The organism is Chryseobacterium cupriresistens, assembly GCF_046614675.1.
GTDB classification, from domain to species: Bacteria; Bacteroidota; Bacteroidia; order Flavobacteriales; family Weeksellaceae; genus Chryseobacterium; species Chryseobacterium cupriresistens.
In genome coordinates this window covers 334684-358297 of sequence record NZ_JBKKJT010000001.1, presented here as the reverse complement: position 1 = coordinate 358297, position 23614 = coordinate 334684, and the positions used below count along the sequence as shown (strand labels likewise).

Annotated in this window: 22 protein-coding genes; 11 read left to right on the top strand and 11 right to left on the bottom strand. The window is 35.7% G+C overall.

Annotated elements, in window-relative coordinates; all coding sequences use genetic code 11:
• Window positions 1–208 precede the first annotated feature (208 nt).
• Window positions 209–1060, bottom strand: a complete 852-nt coding sequence (locus ACLI50_RS01685; protein WP_411413018.1) for an SDR family oxidoreductase — start codon at window positions 1058–1060, stop codon at window positions 209–211.
• A 207-nt stretch (window positions 1061–1267) separates the two neighbouring features.
• Here ACLI50_RS01685 and ACLI50_RS01680 point away from each other — a divergent pair, with 207 nt between their 5' ends.
• The 5 genes from ACLI50_RS01680 (at window position 1268) to ACLI50_RS01660 (ending at window position 5350) form a co-directional block, all read left to right on the top strand.
• On the top strand, window positions 1268–1669 hold the full coding sequence (locus tag ACLI50_RS01680; RefSeq protein WP_411413017.1) for a winged helix-turn-helix transcriptional regulator: 402 nt from the start codon (window positions 1268–1270) through the stop codon (window positions 1667–1669).
• A gap of 108 nt (window positions 1670–1777) precedes the next feature.
• Window positions 1778–2365: a TetR/AcrR family transcriptional regulator gene (locus ACLI50_RS01675; RefSeq protein ID WP_411413016.1), complete on the top strand. Its 588-nt coding sequence runs from the start codon at window positions 1778–1780 to the stop codon at window positions 2363–2365.
• A 98-nt stretch (window positions 2366–2463) separates the two neighbouring features.
• A complete protein-coding gene (locus tag ACLI50_RS01670; protein ID WP_411413015.1) occupies window positions 2464–3270 on the top strand; it encodes an SDR family NAD(P)-dependent oxidoreductase in 807 nt (268 codons plus the stop codon).
• A 273-nt stretch (window positions 3271–3543) separates the two neighbouring features.
• Complete coding sequence (locus tag ACLI50_RS01665; protein ID WP_411413014.1) at window positions 3544–4842, top strand: epoxide hydrolase family protein; 1299 nt, start codon at window positions 3544–3546, stop codon at window positions 4840–4842.
• Between the two features lie 49 nt (window positions 4843–4891).
• Complete coding sequence (locus tag ACLI50_RS01660) at window positions 4892–5350, top strand: organic hydroperoxide resistance protein (RefSeq protein ID WP_227944362.1); 459 nt, start codon at window positions 4892–4894, stop codon at window positions 5348–5350.
• Between the two features lie 112 nt (window positions 5351–5462).
• Here ACLI50_RS01660 and ACLI50_RS01655 read toward each other — a convergent pair whose 3' ends face one another.
• Entirely contained in the window at window positions 5463–7262 is a 1800-nt protein-coding gene (locus ACLI50_RS01655) for a hypothetical protein (RefSeq protein WP_411413013.1), read from the bottom strand.
• Between the two features lie 122 nt (window positions 7263–7384).
• Window positions 7385–7792 (bottom strand): 5-fold beta-flower protein, encoded by a 408-nt coding sequence (locus tag ACLI50_RS01650; protein WP_411413012.1) that lies wholly within the window; start codon window positions 7790–7792, stop codon window positions 7385–7387.
• Window positions 7793–7938: 146 nt separating this feature from the next.
• Here ACLI50_RS01650 and ACLI50_RS01645 point away from each other — a divergent pair, with 146 nt between their 5' ends.
• The 3 genes from ACLI50_RS01645 to ACLI50_RS01635 all read left to right on the top strand — a co-directional run bounded on the left by ACLI50_RS01645 (window position 7939) and on the right by ACLI50_RS01635 (window position 11452).
• The gene (locus tag ACLI50_RS01645; protein ID WP_411413011.1) at window positions 7939–8424 is read left to right on the top strand and encodes a hypothetical protein; all 486 of its coding nucleotides are present in this window, start codon (window positions 7939–7941) and stop codon (window positions 8422–8424) included.
• Between the two features lie 1985 nt (window positions 8425–10409).
• On the top strand, window positions 10410–10802 hold the full coding sequence (locus tag ACLI50_RS01640) for a hypothetical protein (protein WP_395973894.1): 393 nt from the start codon (window positions 10410–10412) through the stop codon (window positions 10800–10802).
• Between the two features lie 11 nt (window positions 10803–10813).
• Window positions 10814–11452: a response regulator gene (locus ACLI50_RS01635; protein WP_137906118.1), complete on the top strand. Its 639-nt coding sequence runs from the start codon at window positions 10814–10816 to the stop codon at window positions 11450–11452.
• A gap of 120 nt (window positions 11453–11572) precedes the next feature.
• Here the strand turns inward: ACLI50_RS01635 and ACLI50_RS01630 are convergent, their stop codons facing one another.
• From ACLI50_RS01630 to ACLI50_RS01610, 5 genes are all read right to left on the bottom strand, one after another.
• Window positions 11573–12709, bottom strand: coding sequence for a phage tail-like protein (locus ACLI50_RS01630; protein ID WP_202838716.1), 1137 nt, complete (start codon window positions 12707–12709; stop codon window positions 11573–11575).
• Between the two features lie 610 nt (window positions 12710–13319).
• Window positions 13320–14240 (bottom strand): pentapeptide repeat-containing protein, encoded by a 921-nt coding sequence (locus tag ACLI50_RS01625; RefSeq protein ID WP_202838715.1) that lies wholly within the window; start codon window positions 14238–14240, stop codon window positions 13320–13322.
• A 177-nt stretch (window positions 14241–14417) separates the two neighbouring features.
• The gene (locus tag ACLI50_RS01620) at window positions 14418–15014 is read right to left on the bottom strand and encodes a Crp/Fnr family transcriptional regulator (protein ID WP_202838714.1); all 597 of its coding nucleotides are present in this window, start codon (window positions 15012–15014) and stop codon (window positions 14418–14420) included.
• Between the two features lie 856 nt (window positions 15015–15870).
• Window positions 15871–16881: an NAD-dependent epimerase/dehydratase family protein gene (locus ACLI50_RS01615; RefSeq protein ID WP_202838713.1), complete on the bottom strand. Its 1011-nt coding sequence runs from the start codon at window positions 16879–16881 to the stop codon at window positions 15871–15873.
• Window positions 16882–16945: 64 nt separating this feature from the next.
• Window positions 16946–17521, bottom strand: a complete 576-nt coding sequence (locus ACLI50_RS01610; protein ID WP_395973900.1) for a Crp/Fnr family transcriptional regulator — start codon at window positions 17519–17521, stop codon at window positions 16946–16948.
• A gap of 332 nt (window positions 17522–17853) precedes the next feature.
• Here ACLI50_RS01610 and ACLI50_RS01605 point away from each other — a divergent pair, with 332 nt between their 5' ends.
• Window positions 17854–18867, top strand: a complete 1014-nt coding sequence (locus ACLI50_RS01605; RefSeq protein ID WP_137906123.1) for a terpene synthase family protein — start codon at window positions 17854–17856, stop codon at window positions 18865–18867.
• 47 nt (window positions 18868–18914) lie between these two features.
• On the top strand, window positions 18915–19919 hold the full coding sequence (locus ACLI50_RS01600) for a terpene synthase family protein (RefSeq protein ID WP_137906124.1): 1005 nt from the start codon (window positions 18915–18917) through the stop codon (window positions 19917–19919).
• Between the two features lie 275 nt (window positions 19920–20194).
• Here the strand turns inward: ACLI50_RS01600 and ACLI50_RS01595 are convergent, their stop codons facing one another.
• Window positions 20195–20842 (bottom strand): response regulator, encoded by a 648-nt coding sequence (locus ACLI50_RS01595; RefSeq protein ID WP_228406558.1) that lies wholly within the window; start codon window positions 20840–20842, stop codon window positions 20195–20197.
• Window positions 20839–21573: a sensor histidine kinase gene (locus ACLI50_RS01590; protein ID WP_343638714.1), complete on the bottom strand. Its 735-nt coding sequence runs from the start codon at window positions 21571–21573 to the stop codon at window positions 20839–20841. Before ACLI50_RS01590 ends, ACLI50_RS01595 begins: the two co-directional genes overlap by 4 nt.
• A gap of 416 nt (window positions 21574–21989) precedes the next feature.
• On the opposite strand from ACLI50_RS01590, the gene ACLI50_RS01585 reads away from it, so the two are divergent.
• Window positions 21990–22127 carry a hypothetical protein gene (locus ACLI50_RS01585; protein ID WP_181398003.1) on the top strand — a complete coding sequence of 46 codons (138 nt, stop codon included), beginning with the start codon at window positions 21990–21992 and terminating at the stop codon, window positions 22125–22127.
• A gap of 49 nt (window positions 22128–22176) precedes the next feature.
• Here the strand turns inward: ACLI50_RS01585 and ACLI50_RS01580 are convergent, their stop codons facing one another.
• Window positions 22177–23610: a hypothetical protein gene (locus ACLI50_RS01580; protein WP_411413010.1), complete on the bottom strand. Its 1434-nt coding sequence runs from the start codon at window positions 23608–23610 to the stop codon at window positions 22177–22179.
• Window positions 23611–23614: the final 4 nt, after the last annotated feature.

The window sequence follows — 23614 nt, the reverse complement described above, 5'->3', positions numbered from 1 at the left end:
ACGACAAAAAGAGAACCCAGGAGTTCTCTTTTTTATTGTATCATGATATGATCAGATGACCAAGACTATCCTGCAACAACCTCTTCATTTAAGTTTCAATAAATATTATTTAGTCTCTGTATCTTCAAAATATAAAAGGAAAAGTACTAATAAACAGTACTTTTCCTTTTATATGGGATGTATGGACTACAATAATTTAATATATATTTTATAACCCATAAGCTTCTATCCACTTTTGTTTTACCTGTTCTGTAATCAGATTGTATTCTTTATCTACTCCATTGGAAAGAGGATCTAGTGGTGTACGAAGTGGTCTTTTCCCTTTTTCTGTATTGACCAGCTTAAGGGCTCCATCTGCAATGATTTTTGGATCCGGAGCTGATTCCATAAAGAGTTTACCAAATACGGTCTGAATTTTCTGACTGATATCTGCCACAGCAGTACCATAAGATTCCTGAATGCTCTCGCGATCTCCATTAACATGCGCCTTACCGATAATTTCCGTCATGAACCCTCCCGGCTCAAGCAGTACTGACTCTATTCCCTGCCCTACCAGCTCTTCATACGAACCCTCTATAAGGCCTTCCAATGCAAATTTTGTAGAATTATAAGCAGACTGTAATGGAAGTGAAATTCGCCCTACCTGACTGGAAATGGTGATGACAAGACCATCTTTTGCAGCTCTCATAATAGGTAGAACTTCATTATTCACTCTCAATGTTCCCCAAACATTCACATCAAAGAGCTTCTGGATTTGTGGTATTGAATAAGATTCAAGAACTCCTGCTCCATATATTCCTGCATTATTAATCAAAACATCAATTCTACCATACTTTTCATGTACTAAAGCAACAGCTTTTTTTACAGACTGATCATCTGTGATATCCATATCTACTACTTCTGTATTCTCCAGCTTATTCAGATTTTTTGCGTGTTCAGCATTGCTTCCAGTAGTATTTCGCATCGTAGCTATGACGATATGCCCTTCTTTGTTAAATGTTTTTACCATTAATGCACCAAAACCTGTACTTGAACCTGTAATTAAGATTACTTTTTTCATTCTTTTTGTTCGTCCCATTTTAATTATTGACTCTTTTTAACTCAGAAGAATACCGGCCGGAATTCTTTTCATTAGTACAATATTTCCTTCAGACGGTTTATTCTGTTTCAGAAGAAAATACTTTAAAAATGATGTTGCAATTTAGCACATATTTACTTTCCTTTGTATAGTACTTTCCCAAAGGAAAGCGAAATAATTTATAAGCGTATGTCTGTAAAAAAAATTAAATCAAACTGCCTGGAAACGATCAAGCCTGTACGGGACGCTTTGGACGTTTTAAGTGGCAAATGGAAGCTGGCAATCATTGTATCTGTATCTGTAGGTAATGATCGCTTTACTGATATACAGGACAGTATACCAGGTATTACTCCAAAGGTTCTGGCTAAGGAACTCAAAGAACTTGAACAGCATCAGCTTATCAAAAGAACAGTTATTGATGATTATCCGGTTAAAATTATTTATCAGCCTCAACCTTATTCTTCAACTTTAAATCCTATCATCTTTGCTCTTAAAGACTGGGGAATTAATCATAAAAGAAAACTTTTTGAAGAAGGATTTACAATGAATGAAATAGGAGAAATTCCCCAATGTCTTCCTGAAGAAGGATAAGAAACAACTGATTTAGTTGATATTAAAACAATGCAATATAAAAAAAGCATAAAAAATTTGTTTTTATGACCAATCGGTCATATATTTGCATCATTATTCAGTACGATCATGGCAAAAGGGGAAGAAACCAAACAGTTCATTATAGAAAAAGCAGCACCTATTTTTAATACAAAAGGGATTGCGGCTACTTCTATGAGTGATATTATGGAGGCCACCAAGTTGTCTAAAGGCAGTATGTACGTTCATTTTGACAATAAAGAAGTACTTGCCTGTGCCGCTGTTGAGCACAATATGCAAATGCTGACGGAAAGACTTCAAAGAAACTTAAGCCAATACAAAACTTCCAAAGAGCAGTTATTTGCTTATATTGATTTTTTCAGTGATCCCAATCACCCGCCGGTAGTTGGTGGATGTCCCCTATTAAACTTTGGAACAGAAGCTGACGATACCAATCCCGTGGTTAAAGGAAAAGTAAACCGTGGCATACAACAGGGAGAAAAACTGATTTCCGGTATTATAGAAAAAGGAATTGCCAATAAAGAATTCAGATCAGAATGGAATGCAGAAGATTTTGCAACAGTTTTGTTTGCAATGCTTGAGGGGGGACACTTAATGTCAAGAATGGCTGGCAATAACGATAAAATGATCACTATTGGAAACAGCCTGAAAAAAATTATAGAGGAAAATACTGTATAATTTTTTTTATTTAAAATATGACCGATCGGTCATTTAAATTAAGAAACAATATTGTATAAAAAATTATAATCACAACAATCAATAAAAAAACAAAAACAATGTCAAAAACAGTTTTAATTACAGGTGCATCAAAAGGTTTCGGAAAAGCATGGGCAGAAGCTTTTTTAGCAAAAGGATACAACGTGGCAGCAACAGCCAGAAATGTGGAAACACTTCATGATTTAAAAGAAAAATATGGAGATTCCGTATTGGCTTTACCCTTAGATGTAGATAAAAGAGAGGAATCATTAGCAGTTGTTCAGAAAGTACACCAACACTTCGGCAGCATTGATATCCTGATCAATAATGCAGGATATGCATTAACTGGTGCAGTGGAAGAAACCAACGAACAGGAAGCAAGAGCACAGTTTGAAACGAATTTCTTTGGAACTTTATGGCTTACACAGGCAGTACTTCCTATCATGAGAGATCAGAAAAGCGGTCATATCATTCAGGTGTCTTCTATTTTGGGGTTAGCTACGCTACCAACCATGGGGCTTTACAATGCTTCCAAATTTGCTGTTGAAGGGTTAAGTGAAACTCTGGCCACAGAAGTAAAAGGGTTTGGAATCAATGTAACGTTGGTAGAACCTAATGGCTACGCTTCCAATATCTGGCATACAGGAATTAATACACAAAGTAATCCGGTTTACGACAACGTTAAAAAAGCGTTCTCGGAATCCGAAACATCTTTCGGAAGCGTTGAAGCGACAGCACCGGCCTTGATAAAGTTAGCTGAAACTGAAAATCCTCCACTGCGTTTATTACTCGGAAAAGTAGCGCTTCCATTTGTAAAACAGAATTACGAACAGCGCCTAAAAGTTTGGGAAGAATGGAATGATGTATCTGTAGAAGCTCACGGATAATTTCCAAAAATGCATTAACAAAATAAGCTCCGTTTTATCATAACGGAGCTTATTTTTTATCCTTTTCTAAGGCCGGAAACTCTTCCTTTTTCCGTAGCACTACTTCTCATCTGTCTCCTATTTATACCATTTTCCTGTTCACCATCTGAAATGTCTGTTTCGCTGTGAAATATGGCTATTTGAACACATTACCCGTTTCCCAGGCGTATCTCAGGGTATAATTTTGTCTCATCAAAAAAGAAAAACAGATTTAAAATCTAATACAGCAAAACAATGAAAACAACAATTTCAACAATCCTGTTAGCAGCAACTTTTATCTTAGGTACGCCTGCTATTTCTAAAGCACAAAAAATTGAGAATGCCACTCTATCATCAAAAAATGATACCAGTATCCGGCCTTTTCACATCAGTATCCCGCAATCTCAGCTGGATGATCTTAAAAAACGGATTTCCGAAACCCGCTTCCCGGATAAGGAAACAGTGAAAGATGCTTCCCAGGGAATCCAGCTTGAGCAGTTAAAAGAACTTATCACCTATTGGGGCAACGGATACGACTGGAGAAAAGTAGAAAATAAACTGAATGCGCTTCCCCAATTTGTAACAAAAATTGACGGACTTGATATCCAGTTTATCCATGTACGTTCAAAGGAGCCTAATGCAATGCCTGTGATTCTTACTCATGGCTGGCCTGGTTCTCCGCTGGAGTTTATCAATGCAATAGATCCTTTGACTGATCCTGTAAAATACGGAGGAAAAGCAAGTGATGCTTTTGATGTAATTATACCTGCCATTCCGGGATATGGTTTTTCAGAGATTCCTGCTGAGCTTGGTTGGAACCCTGACCGCGTTGCCCGTGCATGGGATGTACTGATGAAAAGACTCGGCTACAAAAAATATGTTTCTGAAGGTGGTGACCATGGTTCTGTTATTTCTGATGCATTAGCAAAACAGGCTCCTTCAGGTCTTTTGGGAATCCACCTTACCATGCCTGCTACCATTCCTGCCGAACTTGTAAAACCAATCAATGCCGGTGATCCCGCTCCGTCAGGACTTTCTGCCTCAGAAGCAAAAGCATACAATGCAATGAGTACATTCTTTGGAAGAAATGCAGCTTACGGGGGAATGATGGTAACACGTCCACAGACAACAGGATATCTGCTTTCTGATTCTCCAACAGCCTTAGCAGCATTCCTTTACGAAAAAATTGCCGAATGGAGTGAAAGTGATCTTCATCCTGAGAATATCATTGGCCGTGATGCCATCCTGGATGATATTACCCTTTACTGGCTTACCAATACCGGAGCGTCTTCTTCACGTTTCTATTGGGAAAATAACAAGAATAATTTCAGTGCTGAGGCGCAGAAGACCAAAGACATTAAAGTTCCTGTAGCTATTTCGGTATTTCCTCACGAAATTTATCAGGCTCCGGAAAGCTGGTCGAAGCAGGCTTATCCTACCTTATATTATTATCATAAAGCTTCAAAAGGCGGACATTTTGCAGCCTGGGAACAGCCGCAGATCTTTACAGAAGAGCTTAGAGCCGCTTTCAAAGATTTAAGAAAAAAACTTTAACAATAATAGGATCAATCAACAGAATCGTTTAATCTAAAATAATAAAAATATGGAATTAAATACCATTCAGGAAGTAGAAAATACAACAGTAATCAATATCAGTAAAGTGTTGTATTCCGGTAATGTCATCGTAACCGGAGGCCGTAACGGAGAAGCAAAAAGCAGCGACGGAAAGTTAGATATTGAATTAACCTCTCCCGGTTCAAAAGGAAACGGAACCAATCCGGAACAGCTATTGGCAGCAGGATGGTCGGCATGTTTTATAGGTGCGATGCATTTAGGTGCTTCAAAAACTGGAATTACTCTTCCTCAGGACTTATCTGTCAATACCTCTGTAGACCTTGCCACCAATGACGACGGATTTTTCCTGCAGGCTCACCTACAAATCCTTTTGCCAGGCCTTGCAATAGATGAAGCCAGAAAAGTTGTGGAAACCGCTCATGCAACATGTCCTTATTCAAAAGCAACCCGCGGAAATATTAATGTAAAGATCGATGTAGTGGTGTAGTTTTCAGGATGTTTATCTCATTTTGATTAAAACCTTCCCTGCCAAAAGCAAGGAAGGTTTCTTTTGCTGAAATCTGTCTGAAAAGATAATCCGGATCTAAAGGTCTGTTATATTAATTTCCAAAATTGACAAAATGAGGAACATCCGTGGCAAAGCTGTTCAATGGTAAAAGATTATTCCTGTTACTGTTAAAGTCAAAAACAGAATTATTATCAAAAGGAACACGCGGATAATACATGAAAGAAATCTGAATCCTGTTGAAAACCAGATAAGGATTATTAATTAAAACACCGATCCCGATTTTTGTGTTGGCCTTAGTTTTAAACAGCTTATCATCAGGCATTCCGAGCCAGCCCACTGCAGTCGTTAAATATGGACTGAAGTGAAAATTCTTCCAGGTTTTATTAATAAACAATTGAAGCTGATACCTCAGCACTATTTTTTTTGTCCCGATATAATCAGAATTATAAACGGGGAACTCGTCTGTAGAAGAAAGGTTGATTCTATCCTTATAAGAATAATTATGCTGTGGATTTCCCAATGCCAGTGTTGGAGAGAAGAAATGTCTTGCTTTGGCAAATTTCCAGTCCATAAGGTTGGTGAAATAAGTTCCGTCAAAACGGAAAGATTCTCTGTTCTGGCTGTCTTCATTAAAAAATCTTCCAAACTGTGCTTTCACGGTGAAATACCCCAATCTGGTAAAACGGCCATAAGATGCAGAAATTCCCACATACGGATTCACTTCTTTATTTCTTGATAAGCCTCCGGCAATGACATTGACAGAATTACCATATGCAATATCCTCCGGCAAATCATACTGGAAAATATTTTTCTGAACCGAAAAGTTTCTCTGAATAAACCCTACAGACATCAGGAAACTGTTGTAAGAACTGAAATATTGATACTGATCGATTCCCGGGCTGTCTTTGTACTTATAGTTCTGAAATCTTCCTATGATGGCAATATTACTGGAAACCTTCTCTTTGGGATCCGATGAAACCGGAATCTGATAACCTCCCCATAAATCCTGACTGTACACTTTGATCTGAACTTCCGGAAAAGTGGTATCCGTATTTATCGGAAGTAAAACTTTCCGCATAAAATATTCAAATGTAAAACCTCCCGCCCATTTCGTCAAAGGGGAGAAAAAGTCTCTTCTGAGGCTGAAATTAATTCTTTCATTTTTCGAAAAGTCCCGTTCTCCAAGAATCTGGGCATTGATATAGGTACCAAAAAGATTATGGGTAGTATAGCTGCCTAAAAGATAGTCCTGCTTTTCTTTGGAATCATTTCTGTAAAGAAAGTCCAGTGTATGTCCCAGTCCCAATACATTTTCTTCCGTAACCCCCAAACCAATTTTGCTTCCGGAATAACTGATTCTCGGCTTCAGACTCCAGGAATCCAATACCTTTACGACAACATCTATAGAATCTTTACTCGAAGTGCTGTCGGAAACACTGATATTAACTCTGTTGATAAAAGGCATTGTTCTAAGCAAACGCTCTGATTCATAGAGCTTTTGGGCGTTATATTCTTCTCCTTCTTCAAAAAGCAAAAAATTATTGATTGTTGATCTTCTGGTACTGGAATGAAGGTGATCCTTTATCCAATCATACCATTTACCTATTTCCTTACTGTCATTAGAGCCATATCCAAAAGGGTCAATGGTTTCTATCCTCACATTTCTGATAATTTTTTTGTTATAAGTATTTTGTAAAAGCTTTTCAGTATTGGACTTCACGGAAGTGGAATCCGGCTCTCTACGAAATATAAAGCGGTGAATGAATTTGGTAACTTTTCTCTTATCTGAAAATTCTTCTATTTTGTAATACAGCGAATCTTTCTTTTCCTGTGCATTTAAAAAGAAAAAACCACTTAAAAGGAAAATCAGAGTTACAGTCGTTCTAGCCATTAGTCATCAAAAATTCAATAAAGTTTGTTGTATCAATTTGCAAGCCAATAAGGGCTGATCATAGATAAAGAAACAATTTTTATGATAAAATAGTAAAAGCATGCCCTTAGCTCACGTTTTTTCTACAGTTTAAAAAAGAAATAAACCACTGCAACCCATTCTTTTTTTATACCATAAGCGTAGCCTATTGTACTGCGGCTGGCATTTTCAACGGTTCCATCCTCTTTAATATATCCCAAAGTAGAGCGGCTGCTATTTTCTACTGTTCCGTCTTCCTTTACATAACCTACTGTGGAACGGTTTTTATTTTCAATGGTTCCGTCGTTTCTGATATAGCCAATTGTAGAACGGCTTCGGTCTTCAATAGTACCGTCACTCCTGATATAACCTACGGTGGAATGACTGCTGTTCTCAATCGTTCCATCACTTTTAATATATCCTAAGGTGCTTCGGCTGCCGGATTCGATGGTTTGTGCTTTTGTCAGTATCATGCCTGTTACTGAGACCATTAAAAATAGTATTTTTTTCATTTCTTTTTAATATTTTACCTCAGTATAAGTTAAGATTCTCTTTTCAATTTTCTAAATAATCTTAAAACTAATTTAAATCATAAAACAATGGCATCCAGTACAGCCATTTTTTTGTTATTTTTACTCATTATAAATAAAAATAATACATGAAAAAATTTGTACTTACGGGAATAGTTATGACAGGAGGCTTTCTAACAGCTAAAGCACAGTGTAAGCCGGTGGCCTCTCTTGCAGAAAGTTTTGATACCTGGAAAGATATTCATAAATGCTGGACTGCTCAATCCGGGAAAGCAATGCTTTATGCAAGTGACAAAAGAATTATATTCTACTCCATGAGCAATCCGGGAGAAAATATGTATCTGATAACTCCCGAAATTAAAGCCGGAACCTATACGCTGTCTCTTGGCCTTTCCGATAACGGAGGAGAAACAACATTAGAACTTTTCTCAGTAGATAATCCTTCTGATGTAAAAACCTATACGGCAATTACCAAACCTTCCAAAATAACAGGAGAGAAAAAAGCATTTACGGTTTCTTTGAAGAAAGATTCACATTTAGGATTGAAAGTTCTGCTGAATGGAGTGCATCAGGCTGTTTATCTGGATAACCTGTCCCTGCAGGCGAAGAAATAAATTGGCGTAAAGCTTACACATCAATACAAGGTTATACCTTCTGTTTTAAGAAAACTAAAACAGTTTTTTAAGTTTATATTCAAATGCAAAAACTTAGAGTGAAATTTTCACTCTAAGTTTTTCTGTTTCCGGTTTTTAAGAATGCAGTAATTACCCTACAATATTCTATCATTAATATCAAAAAGCTATTAACTTTTTCATGCTGTGGAAAATTAATAAAAAAGAGTATCTCCGCAGATATACTCTTAAAAAAACTCAGAAAAAAAACGAAGCTATATGCTCTAATTACCTTAGGTGATCAATCTGGCAGATTATATTATGAACATACGTTTCCATCTTGTGACAGTATTTCGGCTTAATCTAAAATGCCTGGCTAGCTGACTATTATTTAGTTTATGTTTTTTTTGATAAGTTAGCATTTCAAAAATAGTCTCTTTATTATAGGATTTGAATTTTTGGTTTTCGGATATCCTGTCAACAAAAATAATGTTATTAACTTTCAAAACATCTGATAAAGACATGGATTCTTTTGACAGATATCGCTTTACATTTTCCCATTTATCAGGGCATTTGGACTTTATGAAATCATGGTAAATCTTTTTATAATCAGGGCCTGTATTTATTGTCTGTATTTGCTTATCCATTTATTCAATGTTGACTTGGGAATTCCGTAGTGATTCGTGATTTCTACGAAGTTTTCTGTTTATCTTCTAAAAGTTCCAGTATATAGTCTATGGTTTCTTTGGTATATAAACTTTCCTGAACCGGGTCAGTTTAAATTGTACTCCATTTTTATTTTAACTGGTAATGCGGAGCATATCATATTAAATGATAGGAATAGAAACGAAAAAATCATATTTCAATCATTTTGAACATTCTAGGAGTAAACTCACATCTAATGATTTCTCAGAATACATTTCCGTAATCTCATTTTCTGCTGAATCTGTACTCAAAAACCAACATTTTATAAAAAGTAAGTTCCTGATCTATTCTTCATTAAATTGTTGGATATATCTTTTAAAAGCTGATTGATTTCATTCTCACTACAAAACGTAATATCAATATTTTTTCTTAATATTCTTCCTGAAGAATTCAAAAAAAGAAGGATTAAATATTTTCTAAAAGTCTGTTCCTTTATTTCTATTCTTACAATTTTCTTTTGCGCCGTTTCTAAAACCAAACTTTTTCCTCTGTTTGAAGGCCATTGATAGCTTTTGATGGAAATTATCTTTCCGGAATGCTCATATTCGAATATAAACCGGTTTTTTAACAGTCCATATACAAGCACCAATAAAGCTGTTAAGGAAAAAAATTCTATAGCAAAAATGTATTTCAAATACATGAGAATACCAATGTTCAAAAAAAGCAGCGACAATATAATTAACTGAACAAGCATATAACGGTCTACTCTTTTCTTATTATCTATTTTCATTACCCTTCAATGATTAAAATTGTCTATTCTTATTTATTTTCTCTGTATATATTTCTGATTTCAGATGCAGAATATTGCTATTCCATTCATTCTGCCAGCTTGTAAAAAAGTACCGGTTGAACTCCCAAAAAAGCATTGCTATCAAAAATGTAATTTTTATAATTTTAATCAGACTTAGCTTTCTATTTACATTCATTCACTTATTGCCTATTTTTATTCTTTAAGGTAAAGCGACATCATTCATAATTTAATCAAGTAAAACATGCTATTCATTTAAAAATAAGCGTTAAAATATCTCATAAATGTGAAATATTAATAGAAATTTCATTTAAAAAATTTGAGAATTGATTTAACTTTTAATTATTAGTAAGCATTAAAATTATTGACACAAATGTCTGATAATCTATACGAAGCATAAAATAATTACTGTAAAAATAGATTACTAATATTGTAATTTTTAATCTAGTCTTATGTAGTTTATAAACGACATTTAATTCTTTTAACAATGATTTATTTTCACTACATTTATAATAACTGAATCGAATAAACACAAATGTATCAACTATCCTTAATATATCATAAAGCAGTTATATTGCTGCTATTATTCTGGATACTGCTTTGCTATAGCCAGCAAACAGTTTCTGTATGGTATGACACAGATAATGGACTTCCACAGAATAGGGTAAAAGATATTATTAAAGGTAAATATGGATTTATATGGCTGAGTACAGAAAACGGTTTAGTACGCTGTGATGGATACAATTCTATAACGTATAATTATCTTAATCTTAAAGACAATAGTGCTTCTGTATTTTTTGGAAATATTGAAAAAGATTCCATTTATAATTTTATTGCTTACACTGAAAATATAGTATCCATTACAGCTCAAAAGCTTCACGAGGCTGATGAATATGATCGTTATAAACGACAATATCAATTAAAATAAAAAACAAAAAGATGAATAGAAAAATTATTATTGCAGATGATCACTTAGTAGTAAGATTAGGTACTACCCTGATTTTGGAATCCCACTACAAAGATGTAAAAATTTCCTGTGCAAAATCCTATATCGAGCTCACAGAAAAATTATATGCTGAGTCGTTTGACCTGCTGATTTTAGATATCAATATGCCGGAAAGCAAATATTTGAGTATGATTGGTGAAATAAAAACAATACAGCCCAATCTTAAAATCCTTGTTTTTTCGGTGTATGACAATGATGTTGCCGTACGATACATCATTGAAGGAGCTGATGGATACATTAATAAATTATCAGATGAAAATAACATCCTGGAAGCAGTTCACCAAATCTTTGAAACCGGAACTTATTACTCACCGGATATTGTAAAAAAGCTTGTTTCATCTGCTAAAAAAGATACTCCCATCAATCCACTTGAAACATTATCTGAAAGAGAAAAGGAAATATTTGATCTCCTGGTGAAAGGTTATGGGAATATTGAAATATCGAATGAACTCAACCTTCACCTTTCCACTGTGAGTACTTATAAAGCAAGAATTTATAAAAAGCTCAATATTAAAAATGCTGTGGATCTTGTAAGGCTGGGCGATAGAAACCAGATCCACAAACATAAATAAACGTCCCCATTATCAAAAAGATGGGCTGAAGTACGTATTGAGAGTATAAAAAAACGGAATAAATATTCCGCTTTTTTATACTCTATAATCTATCAGAATCGTAAAGTTATTATTACAATTTTAGTAATGCTTTTTTGATTTAATTTTCTTCTGTAATTTTTGAGTCAAGGTAAGTAGCTCATTAATTTGTTCTCTTTGAGAGTCAATTTGTTTTTGCTGTTCTATGACATGTAAATACAGTTCTTCTACTTTTTCCAGAGTTTGGGTTGATAATCGGGTAATATCAAAAGAATATCCATCTTTCGTTTTCTCTAACTCTTTAATAGAAGTTACCCCGGGCAAATGCTTATTATCCTGAATAAACTTTTCTGTATCATAAATAGTTGAAAATTTATAATTTGAATTCATATTTGAAATCCCGTTAAAATACTGATCAAATACATAATCCGGATAAGTAGCTGTTGTTGTAGCAATGCTTCCATTTACTTTTAATCTTTCCGATCCGAATGTGATACCGCTATTATATCCTATGCCCAATTTCTGATGAATAAAAAAATTCCCATCCGGTTCTATGGTTGACTGTACTGTTCCTCGATCTCCCGCCACCGGAGCTGTCACAAAATCAATACCTGAGGGAGTATTTGTATAACCGGTCCCAATAGAAAGTACCGTACTGTTGCCTGTAGCAGAAATCTGTGCTGCCGAGTCAGTATCACAATAAATAAATAATGAGTAATTGCCACCATTGGAAAAACCCATTGAAGATCTTGTTCCCGTTCCTGAATCCTGTATAATCCCAAGACCGGAACTGTTATTAATGGTTGTAGTCTGTTGATTCTCAAATTTCAGATCTTTTCCATTCTGGGAAACCGTTCTGGTATTGGTAAGTGTACCATCTGCATTATAAATATTATTATAGATCAGTTTTTGCCATACTGTACCATCAAAATAATAATACCCGATACTGTCGATATTCGTTCTAGGTCCGGTATTATTACCTGTTGAGATATCTGTTATATATATCAATGCTCCTTTTTGATCAGCTCCATAAAGAGAATCCCCTTTGGCAGAAAGCTGTGCTCGGGTAAGCCTCGGCGCCTGAAGTCCGTCAATATCAGCAACCCCTAGTTTTCCATTAACATCCAATGTGGAATTAGGTGTTGTAGTATTCACCCCTACACCTGTGGTCTGTGCAAAAATATCAGAAGAAGCTGTTAACAAGGCTACCGTTAATAAAGTTGTTAAATTTTTTCTCATTGCTTTTATATTAGTGTTTAAACTTTTTTTGAAGTGAATAGATATGAGGCCAGCAAGTAAATATGATCTTATATCAACTTGTGCATTCATAGCACAAATAAAAAAAATATCACTTTACTTAAAATTGGAATAGAAAAAAACGGCTTTTTGCTTAAGGATAAACAAAAAGAATAAAAATTTTATAGAGCCTTTACAACCTGAGATAAATGTATTGTTCTACATATAGCTTTTGGGGAGTACTTTAGAGAGTTTAAATATATTTTTATTGTTCTTTCATTTGTATTTCATCATTACTGACTTAAATAATTCTTTTATTTTTTAAGGATTGAACTACTTTATTTTAATGATGGTACAAATTTAATACACGAGAGCTGAAAAATTTATTTGCTCCATGTAAAAACAAATTGCCGGTCTTGTAATATTATATCTTGTTTCTGTAGTTTAAAAATTACATTTCCAGAATTTAAATGAATATTTCTACCAATGCTCTGTGAAAAAATTTTTAAATAAAATTATAGTTTTCTCACAGAAACTTTCAAAAATAAAACAGAAAACAGGACATCATCAATATGAGATGTCCTGTTTTCTGTTGAATATGGCAATGGATTATTTAAATAATGGTGACTTCAGACAAATCAGCTCCCAGGCCTTTGAGGGAAGCAAATGTTAGTTTATCCATCTTTACATTGTCAAAGTGGATCGTTTTAATAGCACGATAATACTTATTGGTGAGAGAAAAAGAAGGAATGAAAGATACATTATTTAATATTGAATCCTTAAAAGTAACGCCTTCCAATGAAACCCTGTCAAATCTTACCCCAATGAAAGTAAGATCCTCCAGAGACATTTCCCGTATATCACAATATTTAAAATGTACACCATCAAAAGTACATTTCTGGAACACTGTGTCTTTAAGATCAATCATTCTCAGTTTTACATCTTTCATTGTTAAATCAGTAAATTTAACTTTCCCCAGACCAATTCTATTGAATTCTGTCCGGATAAGAATAGCCTTATTAAAATCTGACCCTGCCAGATCAAGTGTGGAGAAGCTGCAGTCTGTCAGGTTCGTTTCTTCAAAATTGGAATCACGCACATCGCTGGTTTTGAATAGGCTTCCGGTAAGATCAGCCCCGGAAAAATCCGATCCAGACAGTGAATTGGCTACAAATTTGGTATGATGTGCAGTAACGCCTGCAAAGTCTGTTTGTGAAAGATTGCTGCCTTTGAATGTGTTAAGCTGCTCTGGTATATCAGCCTGATCAAACGGTGCTGAGTTTTCTATTGGGCCAATACTCTTAAGACCTGCTCTTTCATTTTGAGATGGGTAATTTTCTGAAAAATAGTTGAGATCAACATCTAAAATATCAGCAAGCTGGTTGATGGTTAGGATATCCGGAACAGATTCTCCCCTTTCCCATTTTCCAACGGCTTGCGGACTAATATAGATGAGCTGGGCAAGCTGGGCCTGAGACATATTTTTTTCTTTTCGGGCCATCGCTATTTTATTGCCTAATATCTTCGTATCCATAATTGATAAGTTTTTTATTTCATTTAACGATACAAAGATAATCAGTGCACCACCCGGATATCTTATATTAATGAATACTTTGAGTTGTTTTACCGCTATTTATAGTTGTATTTAACAACCAGTAGTTGTTATATAGGACATCTGTAGTATAACTGCTGAGAATACTGTTCTAAATGATCAGTACAAAATCCGTCGTCCATCAAGTTTAAGAAGTTTATCCGCAGCCATCTTTTTAATGGTCCGTATTACGGTTTCAACACGTAAACCCGTTAAATTGGCAATCTGCTGTCTGGTAAGCGGGACCTGATAAGGATAAGATTTTTGCTTTAATGAATTTTCCTTGTAATAATCCAGTAAAGATTTTATTTTTGGTACCGGGTCTGTGGCTGAATTACTAAACAGTATTACATATTTATAAAAAAGCCGGTCGGAAAGATAACGAAACATGGTAAAAACCAACTCCATATTTTCACTCAATATATTCAAAAAGTTGGATTTTGGTAATCTGATAATTTTGCAATCGGTTCGGGCAACGGCATTCATCGGGTAATTCTTATCTCCAAAAAGCAGAGACTCTCCGAAGCTTTGACCTTCAAAAATAATGTTCAGGGTAAATTCCTTACCATCTTCATGATAATTATTTAATTCTACTGTTCCCGTAACAATCTGGAAATAATAATGGGGAATACCTCCCATTTCATAAATAGTTTCCTTTGCGGGATAATTTTCGTAAACTGCTCCGTTTTCGAGCAAAAGATTTTCATCGATAATCATATTATTCAATTTTTTGGTTATAGTTACGAATGAATATCTCAATAAAACAGGCAGTCTTTTAAGTGCAAGTTTTAAACAACTCAGATTGATTTTTTATCTCTGAAGGAATAAAAATCATAGTTGCTGAACATTATTTCGTAATTTTCAACTCCGAATAGCTATCTAATTTATTTTCCCCGACCCATATGAATTAGGGCTGGTAGCAATAAGGTAAAGTTTGAGGTATAGAAAATATTGGTATTCGCATGTAAGCGTTACAGTATAGTTATATTGGGAATACAGTATCTCCCTTTGTAACGCTGTGGGGAATATTCGACATAATCATAGGGGAATAATGCAGTTATGCATTAACTGGCAATACAACAATATTATTAGCCATAGAACCGTGATAATCGTTTTTTAATGGTAACAATAATCTATTATTTCGGTCGTTGAATACATCTTTCAAAAGGTAATAATATGCTCCTTTTCTGCCATTTGATGAAAATAAGTTCCTAACAACTGATGATAATTTTAGTTTAGGTTTGCTGTTCTTATTTCTTATTTTCTTTTATCTTATTATTACAAATGTAGAAGAATAATAGTATTTATCTTATGATGCTGATCATATAAAATAAACTAAGGATTAACCATTTTTCATGCAGCCGGATTGCATTGAACTTTCACCATTACAAAACGGTCGATTTTGGCCAAAAAACTTGAATTTGAAGAAAATACATTCACATTAACAATACATTAAAAATAAAAGATGGAAAAGTATTTAAAAAATACCTCCTCCATCTAAGTTAACAATACAAGTTACTCTTTTCCCAACATTTTTTTAAATAGATTGAATTTCTGTCATCGGAACTGGTGATCACAGCAAATTTTTATGCTCCATCAGATACGACAAAGCTTCTCTTACGGCCTGTTCGGGATTTTTCGGATTAAAACCCAATTCATTTCTGGCTTTGGAAATATCAAAATTCTGTTGTAGTCCTGAAAACATTGCAATATCCTTTGTAGTTAATACAGGAGGTTTCCCACTAATTTTGGCTGAAAGTTCCATTAATCCGGCAATGGTATAGAGGACAAATTTAGGAACAGAACCCGGCACTTTGATTTTCAGTTCAGGATAAAGCTTTTGAGCTAATCTGGTAGTGTTGGTAATAGTCATACATTTTTCATTAGCTAAGATATATCGTTCTCCTGAGCGTCCTTTCCGAGCAGCAAGGTAACATCCTTCGGCAACATCTTTTACATCTACCCAATTAAGGGTTATTTGGGTATCCATTGGTATTTGTTTATTTAAAATTAACTTCAGTACACCATAGGACACATTCAAAGGAAGAAATGCTTCGCCACCTATCATTGCTCCCGGCATTACGGACACCAGTTCTATTCCTAATTCTTCAGCGAGTTGAAAAGCCAGTTTCTCACCATCGTTTTTCGAATTATAATACATATCGCGACGGTCAGGATTATACCCATTACTTTCTTTAGCAGGAAGATGGGTGTAATCCAAAGCTGCAATGGAACTTACATAAACGATTCTTTTCACGCCCGCTTCAGCAGCAGCTTCAATCGTATTTCGGGTTCCGTTCATATTGACATCGTAGATTTCCTTTTTTGGATCTTTAGCCCACAATTTAAATGATGCACCTACAGCATAAAATGTATGAACCCCTTGAAGAGCCTTAACAAAGGAAACTTTGTCCGTAATGTCAGCCTGAACTACTTCGCAGTTCAGATCCTTGAAACATTCTTTATTTTGGATGCTGCGAACGGAGGCCCTAACATGAAATCCTTCTTTTATAAGTAATCTTACCAGATTATTGCCCAGATGGCCGTTCGCACCTGATACCAATACTAAGTTTTTGCGTGTCATATCTTTTGATTTTAAATGATAATGCAAATTTCACTCATGCCCATTCAAAATCAATTCACAAATGTTACCTAATAATTTGCTTGCGGATACGGCTCAAACTTTTAGGATTCATCCCTAAAAAAGAAGCGATATACTGCATCGGGACATTGTGCAGAATTTCAGGATTTTCTGTTATCAACTTTAAATAACGCTTTTCAGCAGTCAATGTTGCAAGATCCCTTGCCCGTTTTTCATTGTAGGACAAGGATTGCTGAAATACCAAAAAACTGAAATCCTTAAATGCAGGACTCTGGTGGATAAGCAGGTCGAGATCAGCTTTTGTGATGCGTAAAAGCTCACATTCGGTAATACACTCGAGATTTTCTTCAGATTTATTCTGATTGACAAAGTTGGTATATGATGTAATGAAGCCAGGAGGACAGTTGATATGTGTGGTTATCTCATCTCCTTTATCATTGTAATGAAACAGCCGCACAAAACCTGAAACCACAAAATACAGGTACTTTGGTATTTTTTCTTCTTCCTCAATTATTCTGTTTTTTGGATACAATACAGGTTCGAAATACCGATTACAAAGCTCTCTTTCTGAATCTGAGAGTTTTACATTTTTTGAAATAAGTTGGTTCAGCTGATTGTGCATAGCATTACAAAAATATAAACTTCCGGGTTAAAATCCACTATCATCTGAAATTGGCTACTTTCCAACAAGAGGATCTGTTACCAGTTTATTTACCTCTAATGGAATTGATTCCCACACTAATTAAATGATCTCTCAGTAATTTTTTAAATAAAATTACAGTTTAATTATAATTAATTTGTAACTTCATTTCATTATTTATGATTGTATCTTTTTGATATACAGCTGGTTTTACTGTATATCATTTTTTGGGCAAAGCTTATCATTTTTTATGATATCCTCTATTGAGTTAAAAAATGATAAACTAAAAAATAAACCATTAAAAACATATAATCATGAGTAATGAAAATTTTAACACGCTTGAACTGCTTCACAGAAAGTTCAGATACCCGTTTCCCACTTTAAAAAATCCTTATGCAGATCAATTGCAGGAAATAACAGAGCATCAATGGATCGACGGAGAATATCTCTGGCTCTATGAAAAAAATCCTGATGTCCGCAGGAAATACAAAAAAACAAAAACGGCCCACATTGCAGCGCAGTGGTTTCCTACCGCATCAGCCGAACGATTTAAACCTATTTGCAGGCTTATGCTCTGGACTTTGTACAATGATGATCTATATGAGGAAAGTGAACCTGATGACATCGATTATGTGCATTTGCAATCAATTGCAATTCTGAATGGTGAACTCAGTGCGGCACAGTCTCCAATTCCCTTAGGTTCAATGCTGGGCTCATTAAGGCAGGAACTGCAGCAGTTCATTCCACAGGAATCAATTTCCCGGTTCACACAAATGATCAGCAGGTACTTTAATGGATTAAAAACAGAGGTGCAGTATAAAAAAAATAAAACATTCCCAACAATCACCGAGTGTATTGCCCTGAGAGAAGATTCTATATGCCTGTATCCTTTTCTGCAGCTTACAGAAGTTGAAACCGGAGTCATTCTGCCTCCTGAAATTCATGCCCATCCGGTTATTCGTCGTCTACAGGCATTAGCGTGCCATCTGGTAACGTTTTTCAATGAAGTACAGTCTGTAATGAAAGATGAAGCCACAGAGAGTATTTATTACAATATTGTGAAAGTGATACAGCACGAACGCCAAATGTCTTTGAAAGAAGCCTGTCTGGAGGATCTGCGTCTCCATAATGAAGACCTGAAAGAGTTTATCACCTTACAGGCTTCTCTTCCGGATTTTGGAGAATGGCAGGATGCCGTAGTCAACTGGGTGCATTATATGAGTATGGTATTAAGCGGCTGGAAAAATATTTCTACCAAATTAGCCCGTTATAATGCCATGGAATTTCCGGATGCAGAAGAGATGAAAAACAAATTAAATCAGATATAAACAAGCTGTAAAAAAGTAAATCCAGAACAACCTTAAACTTTAATAAAATGAAACCCGAAGAATATCATTCAAAAGATTACCTACCACGCGGCTATTATCCATGGCCGGACCTTATCAGCCCGCATGCTGAACAAATGGGAAAAGATATGGAAGGATGGATTGATAACGACTATACTTTCCTGACAGAAAAACAACGTGAAAAATACAAGAAAATGAGGTTACATATGTGTACTGCGCGTATGTGGCCAGACCTCACTTATGAGCAAAGTATCCCTTGCAATAGATTCATGCTGCAATATGTTGCGCTCGACGATCAGGTAGAACACTCATCTCCCAAGGAAATGGAACAAATGAGAAATCGATGTACAGCAATTCTCAGAGGAGAGCAGCCAAAACCCGAAGAAAATGCACTTTATCAACACATAGCATTAATAAGGGACGAATTCCGTGCATTAATGCCTGCGATATGGGTAGAACGTTTCATACATTATTTTTATCAATCGTTCCGGTATGGAATTGAGCTCGAATATCCTTACAAGAAGGCTGAACGGCCACCATCACTCCATCTTTTCAAAACCATCCGCGAATATTCAGTTCTTATGCGGCCGTATCTGATTTTTGGTGAGATAGAGTCAGGTCTCGTTTTACCTGAACATATATTTGAACACATTGTTTTTCAGAAAATGATATCTCATATGACCTTAACTGTGGCATGGCAGAACGATATTCATTCTCTGCCTAAAGAAATGGCGAAAGGAACTGAGGTTTTTAATCTAGTTTTTGTTTTACAGCAACAATACAATCTTTCATTGGCAGAAGCCTGTTCAGAAACTTTTCGTATTCACAACGAAGAAATGGCAGGTTTCATGACTTTACACAGCGAATACCGTGAGTTTGGAGAATATCAGGAACACGTAGACCAATTCGTTTATTATGCAGGAGTGGGACTACAGGGAGTGAATACTTTTTACCTCGAAACGGAAAGATATCTGCACGGAGGAGCAGGCTTTGCCTGGCCGGAAAAAATTGTAAATGAAAAAGATCTTCTTTAAAATCATTCAGGATATCAGAAAATAAGATAAAATATACTATTCTTAATGCAACAGCAACATTGTTGTATTATTATTTAATTGTGTTAACAGGGACAAGGGAAGAAAATGAAACAGCATATTAAAAATCAACCTGAAAGACAGAATGATATGATATACCGATATATGACTCAAAGCACAGACCTTAGAGATGTCTTCTAAGGTTCCAAAACTTACGAACCGGAGCAAAAAGTGGCCCGTCTGCAACTATTTAGTCTAAAGCTTCTGTGATAGCATTTTTACTGATTATACAGCCTGAGAATGTCCACCAATTCGGGTAGGGATCGTATTTTCAGTTTTTCAAATAACCTGTTTTTGTAAGTGCTGATCGTCGATGAATGGAGATTCAGCTGATTAGAAATTTCTTTGAGGGGAAGACCTTCCGCAAGCTTATTGGCAATTTGCAATTCGCGGTCTGAGAGCGCTTCAAAGGGAGATTTTTTCGTCGTGCCATTTAAGGATTCTAAAAAAATAGCTTCCTTTATATTATCACTGACATACCGTCCTTTACTGAGCATAGCCGCCAAAGCAGTTTCAATGACTTCAGTGGAGCTTAGCTTACTTAGATAGCCGCCAGCTCCCATTTTCAGATAACGCATTCCATACAGCTCTTCATCCTGTGAAGAAAATATTAGAATTTTTAATTCAGGTTGATGTAATTTTATGTAATCTATTGCTTCCTGAACAGTGCCATTGGGCATATTAACGTCCATGATGGCCAGATCGAATTCTTCTTTCAGAATCAATTTGTACAGTGATTTATAATCCTCTACTTCTGAAATTATGGCATCGGGTCTGAATCGTTTGATTGTTTGTATCAAACCCATCCGGACGATACCATGATCGTCTGCTACAACAATGCGAATGTTTACTTTTGAACCCATCATTCTATAAATTTACGTAAAAAAAGAGAAACCGTAGTACCTTTATTTTCAGCGGAAATGATCTGGATGTTTCCATGCAGCAAGGATATAAATTTTTTTACAATTTTCAAACTTAATCCAACTCCTTTCTCGCCTGCAGTTCCCAGAAATATGGGATTATCATAATTGTAGATCCCCGATAAATACTTTTCATTTATTCCGGTTCCGGAATCAATTACAGAAAGTACAACCTGATCACCTTCTGTAACGGCCTGAAAATAAATATCCTGACCCGGCAAGGAGTATTTTACCGCGTTGTTAAAAATTTTATCCAAAACATATTCGAGCAACAGGCGATCGCTTGTAAGAAATGCATTGTGATCTCCTTTAAAATAAAATTTAACGTTTTTTTCTTTTAATTTAACAGTGTATTTTTCTTCTAAATAGTGAAAGAGGTCCATCACCATGATTGTAACGGGTTTAATCTTAAATTCCCCGTATTGTGTTTTTAGCCAGGTAATGCTGTCCTGAATCGTTTGCAGATTCTTCCGGGCATCACGTTTTATCTGCGGCAATAACTTAAAAAAATCTTCCTCACTTATAGTCTTTTGCTCCAGCTCTTCGATAAGCCAAAGAAAGGTTCCAAACAGTTCTTTTGAGTCATGAGACAATATCGAAATCAGTCCGTTCTTGAAATTAATTTCGTTTTCAAGTCTTTCGATTTTTAATTGTAGTTCGTTGATAAAATCATTCATAAATTCAGTATCACGGTTAGAAGCTGTTTGAATTGTTTTTTGAAAGAAGGCAGAAAGAGTTATATTGTTTAAATACGAATAAAAACATATAGTTCAGACCTTTCTTCCAGGAGCTGGCAAGTTATAAAAAATATCATATTAGTGAAAAAAAAATCAAATGGGATTTACCTGAAATAATACAGGTCCTGTTTTATCTCACAAAAAAGACTGTGTCAGATTCCATGAGAATTTTGACTCTGGCAGACTGTTTACCGGTAGTATCGAAAATAGGAGAAAAGGTGAAATATAGAACAGTATCAACAGATTACTGATCACAAAAAGCTGAATGATACAGGATAAAAATGGCAGACTGAAGTGGCAATCATTGATAGCCAGACTACCAAAATACATCCACAGGTACTAAAAATATAGGGCTGATGAAGGAAACTCATCAAAAAAGAAGACGCATCTATGGAGATACTTCAGGAAATCTTTTGGAAAGTTTTGTGGTTTCGGTCAATTGCTATCACGGAAGTACAGCTGTAAAATGCCCGGACAAAATACGCTCAGAATGAATTATCGCTATTAAACGGATCTATAAGAAAACTATTTCAGAAAGTAGGGTTAAATTGCCGTAAAACTATAATACACATTGACAGAGTAAGTGGTATTTTCCTTCCCTACCAAACTTTGGGCACCCGCAGGCGAAATGGTGTATCTTACATTTAGTCCCCGATCCAGAACCGGAGCTCCGTTAAAGAGTATTTTTTGAGGAGTTTTGGATAAAGGTACACTTACAGAACTTCCATCCACACCAATTTGTAATATATTGGAATTAATGTTGGTCTGTAAACCGCCTTTCTTGAAATAATTTTCGTCCGATTTTACATAGAGCTCAAAATTTTCATTATTAGACAACATAATCTGGTTGGGAATCATTTGTGACTGACCATCCGTGTAATGGGCAGCAGTATTAAAATTGAAGTTGACATTGCGCCCGGAACTGGGAATGGTGATCTCCGACAGGGGAAGCACCTTCAACTGAACAGCCGTATTTTGCAGGCTGTTAATGGAGTTATCTGTACTGCTGGCATTGAAGTTCAATTCAAACGTGTAGGTTCCGGCTTCAAAAAAGAAGTTTTTAAAATCTTCCGCAGACACATAAAGCTGGGGAGTGAAGCTGTTTCGGTTTCCCGCTGCAACACTGAAATTAGCCGCGGAAAAATTCTGAAAATCGGCAGATAAAGCTTTGGTGGTAAGTGCAGATCCGTTACTCCCCAATTTAATGCTGGCAATATTTCTGGTTCCCGGAACCCCTTTAGAAGAAGTAAACTGAATGTTTGCGGAAGCAGCTTTCGCCCCAAAATTAAAATCAACCGTATTCGCGATTTCCGTATTTCCCAAATCCCACACCCGAGTGCTTGTATTCCGATAGTCATTCAAAGAAGAAATTTCTATGTATTTTGTTAAAGAGTTTGCAACCCATCGTATAGATGAAGGAATAATTAAAATTGTTTTAAAATTACGGGGTGTGAAGTCATTATAATTCTGAGTGATATCCATGGAGTAATTCCCGGCACGGAAAGCATTGGCCGTAAATTGTGAGGCAGGAATTTTAAATGTAAAATTGATGTTTCCCCGGTTGAATCCTCCCGCGAGACTGATCGATGGCGGTTCAAACCATTTTACAGCGCTTGTACTGAACGACTGAAAACCTGGCAAATAGCCTGAAATTCCGGTATAGGGCAGCTGGCCGCCCATACTTTCCAACTGCCACAGAAGCGTGGAAGAAGGTAAAGTAAGTGAAGAAGAAGAGTGAGTAAAAGTTGGTCCTGAAACAGAGGTAAATGTAGGTGCGGTTGGGAGTAATCCCAAAAAGGCATAATCCCAGTTGGTTCTGTTGGCGTTCGTCATTACCCTTGTAGGTACTGAGGTAAATTCGGTCCTGTTAAAAATATTACTTTCAGGAACTGACAGGTACACATCCTGAGCTTTCGAGGCTGCAGACCCGCAGAAAACAATAAAAATTCCTATTAGAAAAGCCCTCATCTTTTTCATACTT